At 49.9% G+C, this 12,971-nt stretch carries 13 protein-coding genes; 8 read left to right on the forward strand and 5 right to left on the reverse strand.

The features are described 5' to 3' along the window. Positions 1 to 103 precede the first annotated feature (103 nt). Both CLC93_RS11460 and CLC93_RS11465 read left to right on the forward strand, forming a co-directional pair. A complete protein-coding gene (locus CLC93_RS11460; protein ID WP_095506118.1) occupies positions 104 to 1,741 on the forward strand; it encodes a methyl-accepting chemotaxis protein in 1,638 nt (545 codons plus the stop codon). A gap of 402 nt (positions 1,742 to 2,143) precedes the next feature. Continuing rightward, complete coding sequence (locus CLC93_RS11465) at positions 2,144 to 2,536, forward strand: ACT domain-containing protein (protein ID WP_245837152.1); 393 nt, start codon at positions 2,144 to 2,146, stop codon at positions 2,534 to 2,536. A 44-nt stretch (positions 2,537 to 2,580) separates the two neighbouring features. On the opposite strand, the gene CLC93_RS11470 is transcribed toward CLC93_RS11465, so the two are convergent. Together CLC93_RS11470 and CLC93_RS11475 are read right to left on the reverse strand one after the other, a co-directional pair. Continuing rightward, positions 2,581 to 3,303 carry a YebC/PmpR family DNA-binding transcriptional regulator gene (locus CLC93_RS11470; protein ID WP_095506119.1) on the reverse strand — a complete coding sequence of 241 codons (723 nt, stop codon included), beginning with the start codon at positions 3,301 to 3,303 and terminating at the stop codon, positions 2,581 to 2,583. Between the two features lie 150 nt (positions 3,304 to 3,453). Next, a complete protein-coding gene (locus tag CLC93_RS11475; protein ID WP_342744934.1) occupies positions 3,454 to 3,828 on the reverse strand; it encodes an NAD-dependent epimerase/dehydratase family protein in 375 nt (124 codons plus the stop codon). Between the two features lie 355 nt (positions 3,829 to 4,183). Between CLC93_RS11475 and CLC93_RS11480 the strand changes: the two genes are divergently transcribed. The 6 genes from CLC93_RS11480 to CLC93_RS17980 all read left to right on the forward strand — a co-directional run bounded on the left by CLC93_RS11480 (position 4,184) and on the right by CLC93_RS17980 (position 7,972). Next, positions 4,184 to 4,531: an ArsC family reductase gene (locus CLC93_RS11480; protein WP_095506121.1), complete on the forward strand. Its 348-nt coding sequence runs from the start codon at positions 4,184 to 4,186 to the stop codon at positions 4,529 to 4,531. Next, the gene (gene dapE / locus CLC93_RS11485) at positions 4,528 to 5,658 is read left to right on the forward strand and encodes a succinyl-diaminopimelate desuccinylase (RefSeq protein WP_095506122.1); all 1,131 of its coding nucleotides are present in this window, start codon (positions 4,528 to 4,530) and stop codon (positions 5,656 to 5,658) included. Before CLC93_RS11480 ends, dapE begins: the two co-directional genes overlap by 4 nt. Beyond that, positions 5,586 to 6,323, forward strand: coding sequence for a M15 family metallopeptidase (locus CLC93_RS11490; RefSeq protein ID WP_141237387.1), 738 nt, complete (start codon positions 5,586 to 5,588; stop codon positions 6,321 to 6,323). The genes dapE and CLC93_RS11490 overlap by 73 nt, the downstream gene beginning before the upstream one ends. Positions 6,324 to 6,410: 87 nt before the next feature. Continuing rightward, a complete protein-coding gene (gene can, locus CLC93_RS11495; protein ID WP_095506124.1) occupies positions 6,411 to 7,034 on the forward strand; it encodes a carbonate dehydratase in 624 nt (207 codons plus the stop codon). A gap of 6 nt (positions 7,035 to 7,040) precedes the next feature. Further along, a complete protein-coding gene (kdsB, locus tag CLC93_RS11500; protein WP_095506125.1) occupies positions 7,041 to 7,778 on the forward strand; it encodes a 3-deoxy-manno-octulosonate cytidylyltransferase in 738 nt (245 codons plus the stop codon). A 71-nt stretch (positions 7,779 to 7,849) separates the two neighbouring features. Further along, complete coding sequence (locus tag CLC93_RS17980) at positions 7,850 to 7,972, forward strand: DUF2897 family protein (protein ID WP_425439853.1); 123 nt, start codon at positions 7,850 to 7,852, stop codon at positions 7,970 to 7,972. A 176-nt stretch (positions 7,973 to 8,148) separates the two neighbouring features. Here CLC93_RS17980 and CLC93_RS11510 read toward each other — a convergent pair whose 3' ends face one another. The 3 genes from CLC93_RS11510 to CLC93_RS11520 all read right to left on the reverse strand — a co-directional run bounded on the left by CLC93_RS11510 (position 8,149) and on the right by CLC93_RS11520 (position 12,967). After that, a complete protein-coding gene (locus tag CLC93_RS11510; RefSeq protein WP_095506126.1) occupies positions 8,149 to 9,123 on the reverse strand; it encodes a transposase in 975 nt (324 codons plus the stop codon). Between the two features lie 107 nt (positions 9,124 to 9,230). After that, positions 9,231 to 9,713, reverse strand: a complete 483-nt coding sequence (locus CLC93_RS11515) for a DUF4019 domain-containing protein (protein ID WP_095506127.1) — start codon at positions 9,711 to 9,713, stop codon at positions 9,231 to 9,233. 152 nt (positions 9,714 to 9,865) lie between these two features. Continuing rightward, positions 9,866 to 12,967, reverse strand: coding sequence for an efflux RND transporter permease subunit (locus CLC93_RS11520; protein ID WP_095506128.1), 3,102 nt, complete (start codon positions 12,965 to 12,967; stop codon positions 9,866 to 9,868). Positions 12,968 to 12,971: the final 4 nt, after the last annotated feature.

Raw genomic sequence — 12,971 nt, forward strand, 5'->3', positions numbered from 1 at the left:
GCGCCATTTTTTTTGGCCCCCGTCACAACCTCAAACTTTTCTCTCAATTATTATCTACACCCGCCGATAACTGGCTAGTAACAAGGATTTGTCTGAGGTTCCGATGATCGCATTTTTAAGAAATATCACGATTTTGCAGCGTTTGCTGGCCATGCTGGGGATGGCCGCGTTAGGCACTATGATGTTTGCCTACCAGTCTATCAGCGAGCAAAGAGCAAACCTAATTGAGCAAAAGTGGCAGCAAGCTGAGCAGCAATTAGAAACCATTTTGGCGGTTATCGATGCCGAGCGCGATTTGGTGCGCACCGGCAAAATCACCGAGGAAGAGGCCAAAACCACCACCTTGGAGCTCATTCGCAATGTGCGTTTTGGTGCTGCCGGTTATTTCTTGATTCTAGGCGCTGACGGTGACTTCCTGATGCACCCAACCATTCCCAAGTTGGAAGGTACTTCTTACCTCTCTTACACCACCACTGACGGCCAACGTCCATTTGCGCCGTTGCAGCGGAGAATTAACTCGCAACAGGTCTCTAAGATTGAGTATCCATTCCTCAATCCAAAAACCCGTGAAGACGAGAGCAAGCTGACGGTCGCTAAAGCGTTTCCCGAGTGGGGTTGGATGATTGCCACTGGCACCTATACCGGTGAAATCGACGCGACCATGCGCGATGTGCTGTGGTCTTATGTGATTATTCTAGGCTCAATTGCGCTGCCTATCTTTGCCGCATTCTTGTTGATTAATCATTCGATAACCAAGCCTATCAACGATATTTTGCAGGCGCTAAAAGACATCTCTGAAGGCGATGGCGACCTGTCGAAAACCCTGTCAGCCGATGGCAAGGACGAAGTGTCTGATGTTGCCCGTGAATTTAACACCTTTGTGGCCAAGATTGGCGAACTGGTTCGCGGCATGCGCCCGGTAACCGACACACTGCACGCTCAGGCCAATACATTAAATGAGTCGGTTGCTGCCGCTTCTGTTAGCGCCGATTCTTTGTACAAAGAGACTGACAGTGTGGCCACGGCAATCAATCAGATGGTGGCCACCACCCATGAAATGGCCAACAACACTCAACAGGCGGCTGACGCGGCTGAGCACGCCAAGTCCCAAGCTGAGACTACCAATGACCTGGTGATGAATACCATTACTGCCTCGCACACTCTAGGTGGTGAGGTTCGCAAGGCGACCGCTACGACTCGCCAGCTGGCTCAGCACAGCTCGCAAATCGGTAGCATTTTGGAAGTGATTCGCGGTATTGCCGAGCAGACTAACTTGCTGGCTCTGAACGCCGCCATTGAAGCCGCTCGTGCCGGTACCCATGGTCGCGGCTTTGCGGTAGTCGCCGACGAGGTTCGCGCCTTGGCTAACCGCACTCAAGACAGTACTGATGAGATTCAAAAAATCATCGAGAACATTCAGCAAGCGGTTGGCGATGTGACCGAGTCTAACGAGCAGACCCAACTGCAGTCGGATACTTTGGAACAGCACGCCCAGCAAGCGGGTATTGCGCTGGAGCAGATCTTGGCGGCAGTAGCCACCATCAGCGACATGAACACTCAACTGGCTTCCGCCACCGAAGAGCAGTCGCTGGTCACCACAGAAATCAACCGCAATATCAGCCGTATCTCAGAACTGAGTTCTGAGTCTTTAGAGACCAATCAGCAGAACTCGCAATCGAGCGATAATCTGCACCAAGTATCCAATGAGATTGGTGGACTAATTCAGCAGTTTAAAGTGTAACCCGCACCAAACTCAGCAAAACCGAAGCCTCGCGCTTCGGTTTTTTGTTGTGCTTTAACGCAGACACCCACCGTTAGTCAGCAACCCAAAGGCGCTAGCTAACACAGACACCCATTGTTAATCGACAAACCCTGGCATACTAGCTAACACAGACACCCACTGTTAATCGACAAACCACGGCATGCTAGCTAACACAGACACCCACTGTTAATCAACAAACCCCTGGCATGCTAGCTAACACAGACACCCACCGTTAGTCAGCAAACCCAAAGGCACTAGCTAACAAAGACACCCATTACTAATCGAAAAACCCACAGGGGCGCTAGTTCGCATCATTCCACTTTTCTAAAGCTTGGACTTTGCTGCTAATCTTTGTACTAAACAGGCTTAAAGGATTTTAATGTGGCCAATTTAACTTTGGCGGTGCTGGATGGCGAATACAGCATTCACAGCCTTCCACCCAATGCGGATATTCCCACAGAGGTAATGGCGCAACCCTTGTACTTTATCGGTAAGACCCAAGACGAAGTGTCAATCTTGGTGCCATCGAGCTTGCCGCTTGTTAGCGATGAGGTCGAATCTGGCTGGAAATGTTTAGAAGTCCTCGGTCCTCTGGGCTTTTCGATGGTGGGTATAATGGCTCGTGTGTCTACTACCTTGGCTAACGCCAATATCAGTATTCTGGCGGTTTCTACCTTTGATACTGACTATGTGTTTGTAAAATCACAACGACTCGAAGAGGCGGCGAAGGCCTTGCGAAGCAATAGTTATCAAGTGCTCTACCCTGATAAATAAAAAACCGACCCAAAGGTCGGTTTTTTATTGCTAACAACAAGGAGTTAAGCTGGCAGCTCGGCGTTGTGATAAACGTCTTGTACATCGTCGCAGTCGTTTAGCATGTCCATAAATTTCTCAAACACTGCCACATCGTCACCGCTCACCTCATGAGTGTTTTGCGGAACAAAGCTAATCTCATCTACTTCAAAGTCGATGTCCGCTTGCCATTCAGCCAGTGCAGTTCGAGCTTTATTGTATTCGGTATGGGGTACAAATACGGTCAGCTTGCCGTCCTCGCACTCAATATCGGCAACGTCTACATCTTCCATCATCAAGGCTTCTAGGCAGCCTTCTTCGTCGTCACCGGCAAAGGCAAACACTGCTTGGTGATCAAACATGTGCGATACCGCACCTGGCGCACCAATTTTTGCATCGTTCTTCACGAAGCACTGACGCACTTCGGTGAAGGTACGCTTATTGTTGTCGGTCAGACAATCAACAATGACCATGCAACCGCCGGGGCCAAAGCCTTCGTAACGAGCGGTAGAATAGTCTTCGCCACCACCACCTTTAGCTTTATCAATACCGCGGTCGATAACGTGAGTCGGCACTTGGTCTTTCTTAGCTTTGTCGATCAGGCGACGTAGCGCCAAGTTGCTGTCTGGGTCAATGCCGCCATTCTTGGCGCACATGTAGATTTCCTTGCCGTAGCGGGAGTAAAGCTTGGTTTTTGCTCCCTGCGTTTTAGCCATGGATTCTTTTCGGTTTTGAAACGCTCTGCCCATTATTTGGTCTCGCTGATATATGTCGTATTGAAAATGTGGCGACTGGCGCTAGGCCAATCAGGTATCGTAATAGTCTCGATACCATTTCGCAAAAGCTTCAAGCCATTGCTGTTAATCTGTACTCGGTTGGAACCCTGTGGCCCGTTAGAGCTATTCTGTGCTGGCGTAGGTGTCATAAACGTCACCTTGCTGCATGGCTTTGAGTTCCAACTTGGCTCGGCGCCCCAAAGTATTTTCCAAACTGCGGATAAAATCCCAAAGGGGTACCGGTCGGTGGTGGCCTATATTAAACACTTGGTAGGGTGCACTGGAAGTGTACGGCGTAAAATTGCCGCTCTCCGGCTCCCCTTCAGGCATCACCTGCATGGCGGCCATAATAGCAGCCACAGTGTCATCTATGTAGGTAAAATCTCTAGATAATTGGCCATGGTCATATACCTCTTTCGCTTCACCCGCCAAATCTTTCCGTAAATTTGAAGTAAGCCCTATCTGGACGCCCCATGGACAGTGCACGGTAAAAAGCACAAGGCGGTAGTGGGCAATGCATACAAATGGCTATCGCTGTGCGCCATCAGCATTGCGCTAAGCCTTGCTAACCAAAACCTTGTCACGCCCGTGGCGTTTCTCTATCGCTCTTAGACAGACACCCACTGTTGCAAATAGCACAATCAATAACACAGACACCCATGATTAATTTATCTTGCAGAGCGACAGCCAAACTCGGACTAAAGGTGGGTGTCTGTGTTATTCCCACTAGCGGTGGGTGTCTGTGTTATCCGTGTTATTTACCGCTAGATTAGCAATTCAACGAAAGCGCCTCTTGAGCCTCCGCGGTAGCTTTGCCACAATGCTTTTTCACAGCATTAGAAAAGAACAAAGCATGACAACTCTATACGGCATCAAAAATTGCGACTCGGTCAAAAAAGCTCAAAAATTTCTCAACGCCAACGAACACGCCTATCAGTTTCACGATTTCGTATCGCAAGGGCTCAGCGAAGAAACTATCGACCAGTGGCTTGAAGCAGCCTCGTGGGAAGTCCTTTTAAACAAGCGCTCTACCAATTTTCGCGCACTTAGCGATGACGACAAGCAAGATATTGACCAAGCAAAAGCCAAAGCGCTGATGCTAGCGAATCCAAAGCTGGTGAAACGCCCAGTACTTATCGGTAAACAAGGGATATTGGTGGGTTTTAAAGCAGAACAATACCAAGCGTGGTTAAAGGCATGAGGCAGGACGTCCTAGCACTTGCAATCGAATTAATTGACCGTGCATCAGTCACGCCAGAAGACGCAGGTTGTCAGCCTTTGATGGCAAAGCGACTATCGAAAGTAGGGTTTGATATCGAATCCATGGTGTTTCACGACACCACCAATATGTGGGCGCGCCGCGGCTCAATGGGCCCTGTGTTTTGTTTCGCCGGTCATACCGATGTTGTGCCCGCTGGCGACTTGAGCTTGTGGCACTCAGATCCTTTTAAATCAGAAATCCGCGACGGTTATTTGTACGGTCGCGGCGCCGCTGATATGAAAGGTTCACTCGCGGCCATGGTGGTCGCCACCGAGCGATTCGTCACGGAGCACCCCAACCACAAAGGCTCGATTGCGTTTCTAATCACCTCCGATGAAGAAGGTCCTTTTATCAATGGTACCGTCAAGGTCATCGAGACATTACAAGCCCGAAACGAAGCCATTACCTGGTCTTTAGTCGGCGAACCCTCATCCAGTCAACGACTCGGCGATGTGGTAAAAAATGGTCGTCGCGGCAGCCTTACCGGTGCGCTCAAGGTCAAAGGCACTCAAGGACACGTGGCTTACCCAGACTTGGTGCAAAACCCTATCCATGCAGTCGCTCCTGCTTTGGCAGAATTATCTGCGACCCAATGGGATCAAGGAAACCGCTACTTCCCGCCGACCAGCTTTCAAGTCTCCAATATTCACGCCGGGACTGGCGCCCCAAATGTGGTACCGGGTTACTGCGATGTTCTGTTTAATTTCAGATACTCAACGGAAGTCACCGCCGACCAACTGACTCAAGCTGTTCAATCCGTGTTTGATAAGCACCAACTAGAGTACGAGTTAGACTGGACCTACAATGGTGTGCCTTTCCTGACTGACGACGGCGAATTATTATCTGCGACCCGCCAAGCAATTTCCGAAGTCACAGGAATTGAAACGGATCCTCAGACCAGCGGTGGCACCTCAGATGGTCGATTTATCGCGCCAACCGGAGCGCAAGTTATCGAAGTTGGTCCAATCAACGCTACCATTCACAAGGTCAACGAGTGCGTGAACGTGGACGATCTCGAAACTTTGGCACGCATTTATCAGCGATTGTTGGAGAAGCTGCTTTGCTAACTCCAGAGCAACTAACCGGTTGCGAAGACACCCACCTTACTGATTTGGGAGAGGTTCGTGTCACAGATGGCACAGCTAAAGCCTACTTATTAATGCAAAAAGCGGCTGAGCGCGATGGCGTGACAATGGCAATCGCTTCTGGATTTAGGAGTTTTGAGGCTCAAGCAAGCATTTTTAACCGCAAAGCCAGAGGAGAATTAGCTTTGCGCGACTCGAGCCACAATATCATTGCGACGCCAATCGCGGAGCCGAGAGCGCTGCTAAAGACCATTCTCATCTGGTCGGCGCTACCCGGCGCATCGCGACACCACTGGGGTACAGATATTGATTTATTTGACCCATGCCATATCGAACACGGACAGCTGGAATTAGTTCAGTCAGAATTCGATGCCGGTGGCCCCTGCCATGAACTGGCCTGTTGGCTCGAAAAAAATGCCAGAGATTTTGGTTTTTATCGCCCTTATCGCTCGCCCACTAACGGTGTGCAACCTGAACCATGGCATTACAGCTATAAACGCGAGTCAGACCAATGTCTGGCGAACTTTGAAATAAAGCATCTGAGGGATGCGATTACTAAGGCGAATGTTGAGTTATCAGCGACGATAGAGAGCGAACTCGACAAGATTTTTGAGCACTATGTCTTAAATGTCGACAAAACCTGGTGACCAGCTGCACCGACCATCTAGCTGCTCTCTTCAGTATTTTCCGAGCTAGCAGTATAATTTCGTCACCTTGGTAGAGAATCCAAAACAATGAACGCCATTAAAAAGCTTTTCCAAAACAATCGAGAATGGGCGGACCGTACCGTCGCACAAGACCCAAAATTTTTTGAACATTTGGCCAAACAGCAAAAGCCCGAATACCTGTGGATTGGTTGCTCAGACTCTCGTGTTCCGGCGAATCAGATCATCGACTTAGCGCCTGGCGAAGTTTTTGTTCACCGCAATATCGCCAATCAAGTTGTCCACTCGGATCTCAACTGTCTTTCCGTGCTTCAATACGCCGTTGATGTGCTCAAGGTCAAACACATTATGGTTGTCGGTCACTATGGCTGTGGTGGTGTTAAAGCCGCCTTAGACAACCAGAAGAATGGTCTTATCGACAATTGGCTTGGGCATATCAAAGACATCGTAAGACTCCATCGCAACGAACTGAACAGCTTAGATGAAGAGGCCAAGTTTCATCGTTTGTGCGAATTGAATGTCATCGAACAAGTGGCCAACGTTTGCAACACCAGCATAGTGCAGGATGCTTGGTCTGGCGGCCAAAAACTAGCGGTTCACGGGTTGATTTACGGCTTGGACAACGGCCTTTTGAAGAATCTCGAAGTTACTGTCGATCGTGAGCATTGGGCTCGTGCAAAAGGGCTGGTTTAAACTAATATGAAAACCGTAATTCTAATTCCCGCTCGATTCGGTTCAAGCCGCTTCCCTGGTAAGCCTTTAACTCTGATTAACGGACAACCCATGATCCAGCGAGTGATCGAGCGCGCCAAGTTGGTCAAAGGCGCTGATGCAATCTACGTTGCCACTGACGATAAACGCATCGCTGATGCGGTTGAGCAAGTCGGCGCGATAGCTGTAATGACCGATTCTGAGTTGCCCAGTGGTACCGATAGAATCAACCAGGCAGCTGAGCGCATTGGACTTCAAGATGAAGATATTATTATTAATCTGCAAGGCGACCAACCGCTAGTTGACCCAAATACCTTAGAGCAGCTCATCCAGTTATTTAAAGCTCACCCTGGTGAATTTTCTATGGCAACCTTGGCCTATCAAATTACCGATCCCAAGGCGATTGCGGACCCCAATCAGGTTAAGGTAGTTTTTGATAATCAGCACAACGCGCTCTACTTCAGTCGCTCGACGATTCCATTTGGTCGAGACGCTGAGGATTACCCTATCTACAAGCATTTGGGCATTTACGGCTACTCAAAAGGGTTTGTTGATGCATTTGCAAAGCTGCCTGTGGGCCGCTTGGAGGCTTTAGAAAAACTCGAGCAACTGAGAGCTTTGGAAAATGGCTTTAAAATTCGCATAGCCGTAAGCGGCATAGACTCCACTGAAGTCGACACTCCGGCGGATGTTCAACGAGCTGAACGCCAACTCGGGCTGGAGTAGATAAGATGCTGGAGACTTGGGAGGTAATCCTTTTAATCATATTGGTCCTTGGGGTTGTGGTGAGCAACCTTATGGTGCTCAAGTACTCCAGCAAATTTAAGATGCCGCAGTTTGGGGCTCCCAAGAAGTCGAGCAAGAAGCCAAAGGCGCCTCTAAAGAAGACACCCACCAATAACAACGAGCCAGATAAGTAATACAGACACCCACCCTATCCTCTCTCAAAAAATCAAAGCTGATATTGAGCACAAATTAGCTAGAGGCAAGCTCGACTCGAGAGTTTACAAGGCAAATTTGAGTGTGACTGGTCTAAGGCCAGCGAGAATCGGCCACGACCTTATTTGGTATGACCGAATCCATATATCGAATCATTTCAGTGAAAAGTTAGTGAAGGCGCTATGCCCGTGTTAGGTCGTCTTCGTCGATGGGTTTGAATACAATAAGCGGTCAACGATTCTGGTGAACCTGCTGCTCCACGAAACTGGGCTTCAAAGCGGCTGGTATGCTCCAGCCAATTGTCTTTAGCCAAGGAAAGCCGGCTGAGAATATCGCTAACTCCATCGCTTATTGAACCCGACTTCCCCTCGACAATGGCACGACCGGTTGCATCGACCAATTGGAGGTAGTCTCTCAGAGAAATGCCTATCGAACACCGTTCATCTCGAAAGCTATCCGCTTGAAAAGGCAATAATGATTTTGGTTCAAGCCCCTTAGATGCCGCTTCAACTCTCAACCTCAAGCTAGTGTATGGCCCATGTTCAGGCAGCTTTGACTCTTGGGCTCTCACCGGATTTAAATCGACGTAAGCCATACAGGTTATTACAGCCCTTTCATCCAACAATGCTTGAGACTTGAACCGACCTTCCCAGAACCGGCCTGTACATTCATCTTCAGCGTTGGCCTGTCTTGCAATTGGCTCATTTAGGCAGCGCATAAACCAACTAATACACGCCAGCCGCTGTCGATAGATCGCAACTACTTCAAGTTGTTCCTCATCAGAGCGACCTTGGGTCTCACCTGCAGCAATCTCACGAAGCGCGGTTGTTCCTTTGAACAAGCTCAACCATCTCTCAGCAATCGAAGCGGGACTAAGGAGGTTAGCACCACTCTGATTTACACGTAAAACCACGTGAAGATGATTGCTCATAACCGCGTAGGCTGCGACATCGATTGAGAAGACTTTGGCAAGTTGTAAAATGCGCTTTTCAACCCAATTGCGCCGATGGTCATAACAACGTCCTGAAACAGAGTCTTTTCCGCAAAGGTAAGCCCGCCGAACAACGCGGCTGACGCAATGATAAAAAGGTGTCTGTTCGAGACAGATCTGTGAGCTTCTGGGACTGGGCATACCTAACTCGCCTATGGGGTTTAATCCTAAGGCTAGCTAGCTTTTCGAGACTGAATAGTTATGATTCCACACACTCATACTAAAGAGTGACTGAATTGCAGGTTACCTTAATGAATAAAATACCCTGTAACCCTCCACTCACGCCCCGTATCGAGCATTAGTGTCACCGTCTCTTGTCCTGTATATTCTGAAAACTCGGTCTGGAACACCATTGTGATGTAGTGCCCTTGTGGCACGCCTGGTAACTCTTCGGCGTAGTCCGATTGAACCAACTCTCTAGCGATTATTTCACCCAAAGGTCGCCTCATTTGCTCAAGTGTTGCAGCCCAAGCTTCTTGTTGAATGGCTTGTTGGAAAAGCGTACTCGCATCACTCCATGAATCCGCATAACGCCCTGCATCGACCGTCACCAACCAATCTCTTCCTTGTTGCTCAGTGATTAGTTTCGCGCCATCAATGTCGATTGGATCTAACAGCATTTGAGGGTCAGCAAGTTCAGGCTGAGCTTGTAAGCGAATTGAGGACAGCATCGAAGAAACTACTAGGGCTGCTATCAAAACTAGCTTTGTTAACTCTTTGGGTTCCATCATCGTCTTCTCCTTTATCCGGCTTCGGACACGAGCAGTTGAATGAGTTTAGCACTGGTGATAGCAACAGCAATAACGCAGACACCCACCCTAACGACGATTAGAGTGGGTGTCTGTTTTAACTAAACACCCCAGAGTTGGGGTGGGTGTCTGTGTTAGTTGGGTTTGTCGGCGGCGAGCTCGGCCTCGAGCTTGCGCGCTACCGCGTCCGGCGAACTGGTGTTGCGGGCCAGTAGGCTGTAGGTGCCAGGGATGACAAACAGAGTAAACAGTGTGGCAACCAAGGTGCCGCTGAGTACCACCACACCAATCACAAGGCGAGTCTCAGCGCCCGCGCCAGAGGCCAGCACTAGCGGAATCGCACCGGCTGCGGTAGTGATACCCGTCATCAGAATCGGACGCAATCGCTGGCTAGAGGCTTGCACCACCGCCTCTTCAAAAGCCAAGCCACGGTCGCGCAGCTGGTTAGCAAACTCAACAATCAAAATACCATTCTTAGCCGACAGACCGACTAACATAATAATCCCGATTTGTGAGTAAATGTTGAGCGTTTGACCGGTAAAGTACAGCCCCAACAAAGCACCCAGAGTCGCCAGTGGTACCGTCAACATGATAACCAGTGGGTGCACGTAACTTTCAAACTGTGCCGCAAGCACCAAGAACACCACTACCAAGGCCAGCAAGAACACGAAGTAAATCGAGCTTCCGGACTCGTAGTAATCCAGCGATTGGCCCTTATAGCTAATGATGGCTTCTGCTGGCAGATGCTCTGCCGCCAAGCCATTCAAATAGTTCAGAGCATCACCCAAAGACGCACCATCGGCCAAGTTGGCTTCCAACGTAATCGAGCGCAAGCGGTTGTATCGATTCAAGCGCGAAGCGTCGGCAAACTCTTCCACAGATACCATATTTGACAATGGAATCAGTTGCTTAGTACGGTCTGAACGGACGTAGATGTTCTCAAGGTCGTTAGCGGTATTTTGATTATCACGCTCACCCTCGATGATCACATCGTACTCTTCGCCGTCGCGCATAAAGGTGGTGACCTTCTTCGAACCCAGCATGCTCTCAAGCGTGCGGCCAATGTGGCTAATAGAGACACCCAAGCTAGCGGCGCGCTCTTTGTCGATAAGCACTCGAAGCTGCGGCTTAGTCTCTTGGTAATCGTGGTCCAGACCAACCACATACGGGTTGTCTTGCGCTTTCTCAAGCATGATGTCACGCCACTCCACCAGGGCTTCGTAGCTAGGACCACCAATCACAAACTGAATCGGCTTACCTACACCACGCCCAAAGGCCTGACGCATAATTGGGAAGGCGCGAACCCCGGCCAAATCGCCCAATCGCGCACGAATATCGCCGATAATCTCTTGGGCTGGACGACGCACCGACCAGTCTTCCAGTACCACAATCGCCATACCGTTGGAGAAATCAGCAGTGCCACCCCAGCCGCGCGGAGCACGAATCAGCAATCGTTTCACATCGCCCGACTCTACCAATGGCATCAAACGAGTTTCCACTTCGTTCATGTACTCAGAGATGTACTCGTAGCTGCCGCCTTGCGGACCGTTAACCATCACGAACATGGAGCCGCGATCTTCACGAGGGGCAAACTCTGCTGGTACTTCTTTGACCAGATAAAAAGACGCGGCAAAGGCACTTAAAATAAGCGCAACCATAATAAACGGATGCGCAATCGCTTGGCGTACGCCACCTGCGTATCGGGCGGTCAGCCAATCCATGGCGCGATCGATACGCGTAGTCATCCAGCCGGCTTCGTGCTGTTTGAGTACCTTGGAGCACATCATTGGGCTCAAGCTCAAAGCGATAAAGGATGAGAACAGCACAGCGGCACTCATGGCCACCGCGAACTCTTTAAACAGCTTGCCCAAATCCCCTTCTAAGAAGGTGATAGGCATGAACACGGAAATCAATACCAAGGTAGTAGCGACAATCGCAAACGAGACTTCCTTAGCCCCCAAGAATGCGGCTTTAAGCGGTGTCTCGCCTTCCTCGATACGACGGTGAATGTTTTCGAGCATCACAATCGCATCATCCACTACCATACCAATCGCCAAAATCAGCGCCAGCAGGGTCAGCAGGTTAATTGAGTAACCCAGCATGAACAGCACAATAAAAGTACCCATCAAAGACACAGGCACGGTCAAGGCTGGGATCAACATGGCGCGGAAATTCCCCAAAAACAGGAAAATCACCAAAATTACCATGCTCATCGCGATAAATAGGGTCTGATATACCTCTTCAATCGAGGCTTCAATAAATACGGTAGAGTCGTAGGAGCGCTTAATCTCCATCCCTTCAGGCAAAGTTGGATTAATCTCATCCACCATGGCATTAATCGCACGGCCCACGTCCAGCGAGTTTGCCGTCGACTGCTTGGCCACGCCCAAACCAATCATGTTCTCACCATTACCGCGGAACATGATGCGCTCTTCTTCTGAACCCAACTCCACTTTGGCCACATCGCCCAGTTTCACCAGGTAACCATCGCTACCCTCAGCCAGCACCAGCTTAGAAAAGTCTTTTTCGGTGGCGAACGAGCGCTGAACGCGCACACTAAAGTGACGCTCTTTCGACTCAATCGAACCGGCTGGAAGCTCCACGTTTTCAGCGCGCAGCGCGTTTTCAACGTCAGTCACGGTCAACTGACGCGAGGCTAGCGCCTGACGGTCGATCCAGATCCGCATCGAGTAAACTTTACCGCCACCAACGCGAATGGTTGCCACCCCGTCTTGCACCGACATGCGGTCCACCAAATAGCGGCGGGCATAATCGGTCAACTGCAAAGTGTCCATGCGATCCGACACTAGGTTCAGCCACATGATAACTTCGTCGCCACTGTTGGCCTTTTGCACCTCAGGTGGATCCGCTTCATCCGGTAGGTTATTCAGCAAGCCAGACACTCTATCGCGCACGTCGTTTGCCGCCGAATCAATATCGCGGCCCACTTGGAATTCCAAAGTAATCGACGAGCGCCCATCGCGGCTCGACGAGGAGATGTGGCGAATGCCTTCGACACCCGAAATGCGGTTTTCAATCAACTGAGTAATACGAGTTTCTACCACCGCCGCTGAAGCGCCGCGGTAGTTGGTGTCCACCGACACAACCGGTGGATCAATGTTGGGATACTCGCGCAATGGCAAGCGGTCAAACGCCACTAAACCAAAGGCAATTAGCAACAAACTCAAAACAGAAGCGAATACCGGTCGCTTAACCGAAACGTCCGTTAATATCATGGTG

Origin of the sequence: Paraferrimonas sedimenticola (assembly GCF_002282855.1) — a bacterium.
GTDB lineage: Bacteria > Pseudomonadota > Gammaproteobacteria > Enterobacterales > Shewanellaceae > Paraferrimonas > Paraferrimonas sedimenticola.

What these genes read in the sequence shown, in the direction of transcription:
- CLC93_RS11470 (WP_095506119.1), bottom strand. Translation starts at nt 3,303, where the DNA reads ATGGGCAGAGCGTTTCAAAACCGAAAAGAATCCATGGCTAAAACGCAG.
- kdsB (WP_095506125.1), top strand. Translation starts at nt 7,041, where the DNA reads ATGAAAACCGTAATTCTAATTCCCGCTCGATTCGGTTCAAGCCGCTTC.
- can (WP_095506124.1), top strand. Translation starts at nt 6,411, where the DNA reads ATGAACGCCATTAAAAAGCTTTTCCAAAACAATCGAGAATGGGCGGAC.
- CLC93_RS11520 (WP_095506128.1), bottom strand. Translation starts at nt 12,967, where the DNA reads ATGATATTAACGGACGTTTCGGTTAAGCGACCGGTATTCGCTTCTGTT.
- CLC93_RS17980 (WP_425439853.1), top strand. Translation starts at nt 7,850, where the DNA reads ATGGTGCTCAAGTACTCCAGCAAATTTAAGATGCCGCAGTTTGGGGCT.
- CLC93_RS11460 (WP_095506118.1), top strand. Translation starts at nt 104, where the DNA reads ATGATCGCATTTTTAAGAAATATCACGATTTTGCAGCGTTTGCTGGCC.
- CLC93_RS11510 (WP_095506126.1), bottom strand. Translation starts at nt 9,123, where the DNA reads ATGCCCAGTCCCAGAAGCTCACAGATCTGTCTCGAACAGACACCTTTT.
- CLC93_RS11515 (WP_095506127.1), bottom strand. Translation starts at nt 9,713, where the DNA reads ATGATGGAACCCAAAGAGTTAACAAAGCTAGTTTTGATAGCAGCCCTA.
- dapE (WP_095506122.1), top strand. Translation starts at nt 4,528, where the DNA reads ATGAGGCAGGACGTCCTAGCACTTGCAATCGAATTAATTGACCGTGCA.
- CLC93_RS11480 (WP_095506121.1), top strand. Translation starts at nt 4,184, where the DNA reads ATGACAACTCTATACGGCATCAAAAATTGCGACTCGGTCAAAAAAGCT.